This is a genomic window from Sphingomonas sp. (assembly GCF_035758555.1).
Classification (GTDB): domain Bacteria; phylum Pseudomonadota; class Alphaproteobacteria; order Sphingomonadales; family Sphingomonadaceae; genus Sphingomonas_B.
The window spans coordinates 1-5,664 of record NZ_DASTXI010000081.1; the positions used below are offsets into that span (position 1 = coordinate 1).

7 protein-coding genes are annotated in these 5,664 nt (G+C 66.9%); 4 read left to right on the top strand and 3 right to left on the bottom strand.

The window, feature by feature from the left end; translation table 11 throughout:
• Both VFT73_RS05170 and VFT73_RS05175 read left to right on the top strand, forming a co-directional pair.
• The coding region (locus tag VFT73_RS05170; protein ID WP_326409097.1) for an aldo/keto reductase at positions 1-262 on the top strand (262 nt) is incomplete at its 5' end.
• A gap of 53 nt (positions 263-315) precedes the next feature.
• On the top strand, positions 316-2,139 hold the full coding sequence (locus VFT73_RS05175) for a tetratricopeptide repeat protein (RefSeq protein WP_326409098.1): 1,824 nt from the start codon (positions 316-318) through the stop codon (positions 2,137-2,139).
• Between the two features lie 35 nt (positions 2,140-2,174).
• On the opposite strand, the gene VFT73_RS05180 is transcribed toward VFT73_RS05175, so the two are convergent.
• Positions 2,175-3,134, bottom strand: a complete 960-nt coding sequence (locus tag VFT73_RS05180; RefSeq protein ID WP_326409099.1) for a hypothetical protein — start codon at positions 3,132-3,134, stop codon at positions 2,175-2,177.
• Between the two features lie 160 nt (positions 3,135-3,294).
• Between VFT73_RS05180 and VFT73_RS05185 the strand changes: the two genes are divergently transcribed.
• Both VFT73_RS05185 and VFT73_RS05190 read left to right on the top strand, forming a co-directional pair.
• Entirely contained in the window at positions 3,295-4,323 is a 1,029-nt protein-coding gene (locus VFT73_RS05185; RefSeq protein WP_326409100.1) for an aspartate-semialdehyde dehydrogenase, read from the top strand.
• A 2-nt stretch (positions 4,324-4,325) separates the two neighbouring features.
• Entirely contained in the window at positions 4,326-4,976 is a 651-nt protein-coding gene (locus tag VFT73_RS05190) for a 2-hydroxychromene-2-carboxylate isomerase (protein ID WP_326409103.1), read from the top strand.
• Between the two features lie 153 nt (positions 4,977-5,129).
• On the opposite strand, the gene VFT73_RS05195 is transcribed toward VFT73_RS05190, so the two are convergent.
• Both VFT73_RS05195 and VFT73_RS05200 read right to left on the bottom strand, forming a co-directional pair.
• Positions 5,130-5,342 (bottom strand): hypothetical protein, encoded by a 213-nt coding sequence (locus tag VFT73_RS05195; protein WP_326409101.1) that lies wholly within the window; start codon positions 5,340-5,342, stop codon positions 5,130-5,132.
• A 102-nt stretch (positions 5,343-5,444) separates the two neighbouring features.
• A partial coding sequence (locus VFT73_RS05200) for an STAS/SEC14 domain-containing protein (protein WP_326409102.1) occupies positions 5,445-5,664 on the bottom strand: 220 nt, incomplete at its 5' end.

Below are 5,664 nucleotides of genomic sequence, written 5' to 3' on the forward strand. Positions count from 1 at the left end.
TATCGACCGCTGGATGCAACGGCCGGTGCTGGAGGCGGTGCAGAAGCTGAAGCCGCTGGCCGCCGAAGCCGGGCTCACGCTTGGCCAATTCGCGCTGGCCTGGGTGCTGAAGGAGCCGAACGTCGCCTCCGCGATCGTCGGCGCCAGCCGCCCCGAGCAGCTCGAGGAGAATGCCGCCGCCTCGGGCGCGACCGTCGATCCGGCGCTGTTCGCTGAAGCAGAGCGGATCGCGGCGGAAGGGCTGAGCGCCGCGCGAACATGAACGCCATATGAATGGGCTTGCGTCCGGACGCAGGCCATTTCACAACCTTGTAAATGCAGCGTCCGCTCTCACCCGTCGATCTTCGCGCGCTCCAGGGCGTTCACGCCCAGTTCCAGTCCGGCGACGCGCTCGGCGCCGTCCACCGGTTCGACGCGCTGCCGGTCCATGTCCGCGACCATCCGAACGGACTGTATCTGCAGGCACTGCTGCTGAGAGCCTTCGGCCGTCTGCCCGAAGCGCGGCAAAGCTTCGAGGCGGCGCTTCAACTCGCGCCAGACCATGCCGCGCTTTGGCAATGCTATGGCACCCTGCTCGACGATATGGGCGAAGGCGAAAGCGCGGTCGAAGCGCTGCAGAAGGCGACAGGGCTCAGGCCCGACCACAATGACGGCTGGATCGACCTGGGCATCGTCGCGACCAATGCCGGCCGGTTCGACATTGCGGAGGCTGCGCTGTCCCGCGCAATCCGCGCGGCCCCGGCGGTCGGGCGCGGCTGGGCGGCGCTGGGGCTGCTTGAGCGGCAGCGCGGCAATGTGGAAACCGCGGAGCAGGTCTATCGCCGTGCGATCGCGATCGATGCCGATGACCTGCGCAGCCGCCACAATCTGGTGACCTTGCTGCGGCAGGAAGACAGGGCTGAGGACGCGCTCGAGGAAGCCGACCAGGCGCTGCGCCAAGGCCCGGTGCCGCCCGAGACGGCGACGCTACGGGCGCATCTGCTCGCCGATGTCGGCCGCCACGAAGAAGCGGTTGCCGAGTACCGCAATATCGTCGGCCAGGTTCCCGAGCAGATCGACGCGCATGAGACGCTGGCGCTGCTGCTGCCCCAGCTCGGAGCCGGGTCGCAGGCGCTCGATGCCTATCGCGCCGCGCTGCGAGCCCGGCCGAAATCGATCCCGCTCTGGGGATCGGCGCTTCGCACGGCATTTGCGGTGCGCGACTATGTCCAGCTGGCCGCCTGGGCGCAGGACGCAGAAGCGCAGATCGGCGCCTTTCCGGAGGTGCGGATCGCCCGTGCCGGCGCATTGTCGCGGTTGGGCAATCACACGCTGGCGATCGACATGCTGCGGCAGGTGCTGGCGGATCAGCCCGACCACGAGTCCGCACACCAGCATCTGTCCCACTGCCTGCTGGCCGCGGGGGATGCGCGGGCGGCGGAAGCGCATGCGCTCCGCGCGACGGAGATCGATCCGCTCGACCAGGCACCTTGGGCATTACTGACGGTGATCTGGCGGCTGCTCGGCGATCCCCGCGAGGCCTGGCTCGCCGATTACGAGCGGCTGGTGATGTCCGTCGATCTGGATGCCGCACCGGGCTTCTTCGACGAGTTCGCCGATCGCCTGAACGCGATGCACGTGATGCGCGAGCATCCCGCGGAACAGTCGCTCCGGGGCGGCACGCAGACCAGGGGGAACCTGTTCGACAAACGGGACCCGCTGATCCAGCGGCTGATCGCGCAGGTCCGGACCGGAGTGCAACGGCGGCTTCGCGAACTGCCGCAGGATCCCGCCCATCCGTTCCTGTCGCGCAATACCGGCAATATCGACTTCGCCGGCTCCTGGTCGGTGCGGCTGCGCAGCGACGGTTTCCACATCAACCACATGCACCAGCGCGGCTGGATGAGTTCGGCGCTGTATATCGGCCTGCCGCCCGAGGTCTGCGACGGCCAGGCGGGCGCGCTGGCCTTCGGCATCCCTGACATGGCGCTAGGGCTCGACCTGCCCGCATGCCGGGTCGAGACGCCGAAAGTCGGCCGGCTGGTCGTCTTCCCTTCCTATTTCTGGCACGGCACGTCGCGGTTCGAGAGCGCCGAGCCGCGGCTTACCATCGCGTTCGATGCGCTGCCGAAAAATGAAGGGGGGCGGCTCTCCCCTTAAGAACCGCCCCCGCCCGTCACGTCGCCGCGGCGGGATCAGAACCTGACATTGGCTTCCATCACGTCCGAGGCCGACGGATTGGGCCGGCCGTGCGCGACGGTCCGCTTGACGGCAGCAGGGGAAATGCCAAGCGCGCGGAAGCTCTGCGCATCGCCCGGCGTGCGGATGCGGGCGCCCGCCGCGCGCATCTCAGCGACATAATCCGGGGTGACGCCCAGCGCCTTCATCCCCGCCGCATCCTCGGGCGACACGTCGAGCCCGATCGCCTTGAACTGCCCGATGTCGGCCGGCTTCACGCCCAGCGCCTTCATCGACGACAGGTCGCTCGCGGTCAGCGTCCGATAGGCCGTCCGCATCTCCCGCACATAGGCGGGGGTGACGCCCAGCGCGGCCAGCGCCATCATATCGGACGCACGCAGCGTGCCCGCGATCAGCGGCTTCAGCTCGTGCACCATTTCCGGCCGCACGTTCACCGCCCGCATGCCGATATAGTCGCTCAGGTCGACGAACGCGCCTTCCCGGCGCAGCGCCTCGATATAGTCGCTGCGCACGTCGAGCATCGGCAGCGCGAGCACGTTGGTGCGCCGGTCCGTCAGGTCGTTGCGCACCCCCATCGCCGCCAGCCGCGCGAAAAAGGCCGGGTCGGCGTCGTAATGCAGCGTGCCCTGGCCAGTGCCGTTGGCGAACCGGCCCGAGAAAGTGATCGTCCCCGATTCCCGCCGCAGCACGAACGTCACCGGCCGGCCGGTGCCCTTCAGCTCTTCCGCCGTCAGGCCGTTCAGCTCGGCGATCGGGACCGAGGTGCCCAGCGTGCCGTGCCGGTTCTCGATGATGTTGATGTGCAGCTTCGACGGATCGGACTTGCTGATGCTCGCGGTCCAGGGCGCATCGACCGCATAGCGGGCGCTGGCGGCCGCTGCCGCACGGGCATCCGGCTGCGCGTCCGCGGACGCTCCGAATGCGGCGAGAAAGAGAATTGGCAAGGCAGGTTTCATTGGACCCTCCGGATTTCTATCTGGCAGTCACGCAAAAGACGGGCCAAAGCGTTGGCCTGCGGATTTCTGCGGATTTTCGATTACAGATGTAGTCGGACGGAGATCGAACTGTCCGCTTGCGAACGGAAACTGTCCGGAAGCGGACGGCAAGGAGACGAATATGGGTTACCGGGTCGTGGTCGCAGGGGCGACGGGCAATGTCGGGCGCGAGATGCTCAACATCCTGGCGGAGCGCGAATTCCCGATCGACGACATCGCCGCGCTCGCCTCGTCGCGCAGCCAGGGCGACGAGGTCGAGTTCGGCGAATCTGGCCGCATGCTTAAGATCCAGAATATCGAGCATTTCGATCCCAACGGCTGGGACATCGCGCTGTTCGCGATCGGCTCCGAAGCGACCAAAGTCTACGCCCCCAAATTCGCCGCCGCCGGCTGCACCGTGATCGACAATTCGTCGCTGTACCGGATGGACCCGGACGTGCCGCTGATCGTACCGGAAGTGAATCCGGGCGCGATCGACGGCTATCGCAAGAAGAACATCATCGCGAACCCGAACTGCTCGACCGCGCAGATGGTGGTGGCATTGAAGCCCCTGCACGATGCGGCGAAGATCACCCGCGTCGTCGTCGCCACCTACCAGTCGGTCTCCGGCGCCGGAAAGAGCGGCATGGACGAGCTGTTCGAACAGAGCCGCAACATCTTTGTCGGGGAGCAGGCAGAGCCGAAGAAATTCACCAAGCAGATCGCGTTCAACGTGATCCCGCACATCGACAGCTTCCTGGATGACGGCTTCACCAAGGAGGAATGGAAGATGGTGGTGGAGACCAAGAAGATTCTCGACCCGAAGATCAAGGTGGTCGCCACCTGCGTCCGCGTGCCCGTGTTCGTCGGCCACAGCGAGGCGGTGCATGTCGAGTTCGAGAACGAGATCAGCGCCGCCGAAGCCCAGCGCCTGCTCCGCGAAGCCCCCGGCGTGATGCTGGTCGACAAGCGTGAGGACGGCGGATACGTGACTCCGGTCGAGGCTGTCGGCGAGTTCGCCACCTATGTCAGCCGCATCCGCGAGGACCCGACCGTGGAAAACGGCCTCGCCCTGTGGGTCGTCTCCGACAATCTCCGCAAGGGCGCCGCGTTGAACGCCGTCCAGATCGCCGAGCTGCTCGGCCGCCGCCACCTCCAGAAGGCGGCGTGACGGTGGGGCTCGTGGCCGACCTGTTCTGGTCGTTCCGCAGCCCCTATTCCTATCTCGCCACGCGCCGGTACCGCGCGCTGACCGAGACATACGACCTCGAGATCGCGCTGCGTCCGGTCTACCCGCTCGCGATCCGCCAGCCCGATTTCTTCGAGCGCAGCCACCCGAACTGGCTGCGCTATACGGTGACCGACGTGATGCGCCTCGCAGCATATCTCGGCATTCCGTTCGCGCCGCCGCGGCCGGACCCGATCGTGCAGGACATCGCGACGCGCCGCATCGCCGCGGATCAGCCGCACATCTTCCGCCTGACCCGGATCGGCCAGGCGGCGGCGCGGCGGGGCAAGGGCCTCGCTTTTGCAGACGAAGCGTCGCGGCTGATCTGGGGCGGCACGCCGGGCTGGAACGAAGGCGACCACCTCACCGGCGCCGCCGAGCGCGCCGGCCTGAACTTTGCCGAACTGGAAACGGAGGCCGAGCGAGACGCCGACGCCCTGGACACAGAGATCGCCACCAACCAGGCCGCACTTGAAGCAGCCGGCCATTGGGGCGTGCCGACTTTGGTCTTTGAAGGCGAACCGTTCTTCGGCCAGGACCGCATCGAGCTGGCGCTGTGGCGGATGAAGCAACGGGGTCTGGCGGCGCGGCCGTAGGACTCCCGCCGTTTCCGCGCAGCCGAGACTCAAGTTGATCTCACACGAAGAGCGCCAAGAAAAGGACGACGGGCCGGGATCCAGCTAGGGCAGGGGTGACGATAGTCGTATACTGACCATTGCGGATCAGACTAAACGGATCAAAGGGGCAGTTCAGTCCCACATCCCGCCGCGCCACGCCCAACGAGCGACGAAGGGAGCGGCGCATAGTATCAATGCGGCAGCGGAAGCTTCGATATGGCGCCCCCAATAAAGTCCGTCGAACAGCAAGAACCCGCCCAGCAGGGCAGGGCCGAGCACGTAAAAGCTGAAGGCCTTCACGTCCGAGCCTTTCGGCTTTTCCGGCTCCGGCAGATACCCTGACATTCCGCAAACCTACCGGCTCTCATGCCCGCTTTCCACCCCGACCAGCCATTCGACAAGCTCAGCCAAGCCGGTGGCCTCAATCGCGACAACGTGGCTTGACGCTCAGTCCGCGCCGCCCTTCACCCAGGCCAGCGCCTGGTCGCGCTCGGCGGGTTCGAAGACGCGGTAGCTGATGAAGGGCAGGACTGCGCTTTCGAGGCGAGTCGCGGCGCGGAGCCAGGCCTGATCGGAGACGACGGCGACGCGGCCGAAGCGGGTGAGCTTTCCGAACAGCGGCAGCGCGCGGGCGGTGTAGCGGGGCAGCCCGGAGAGCTCGATCCCG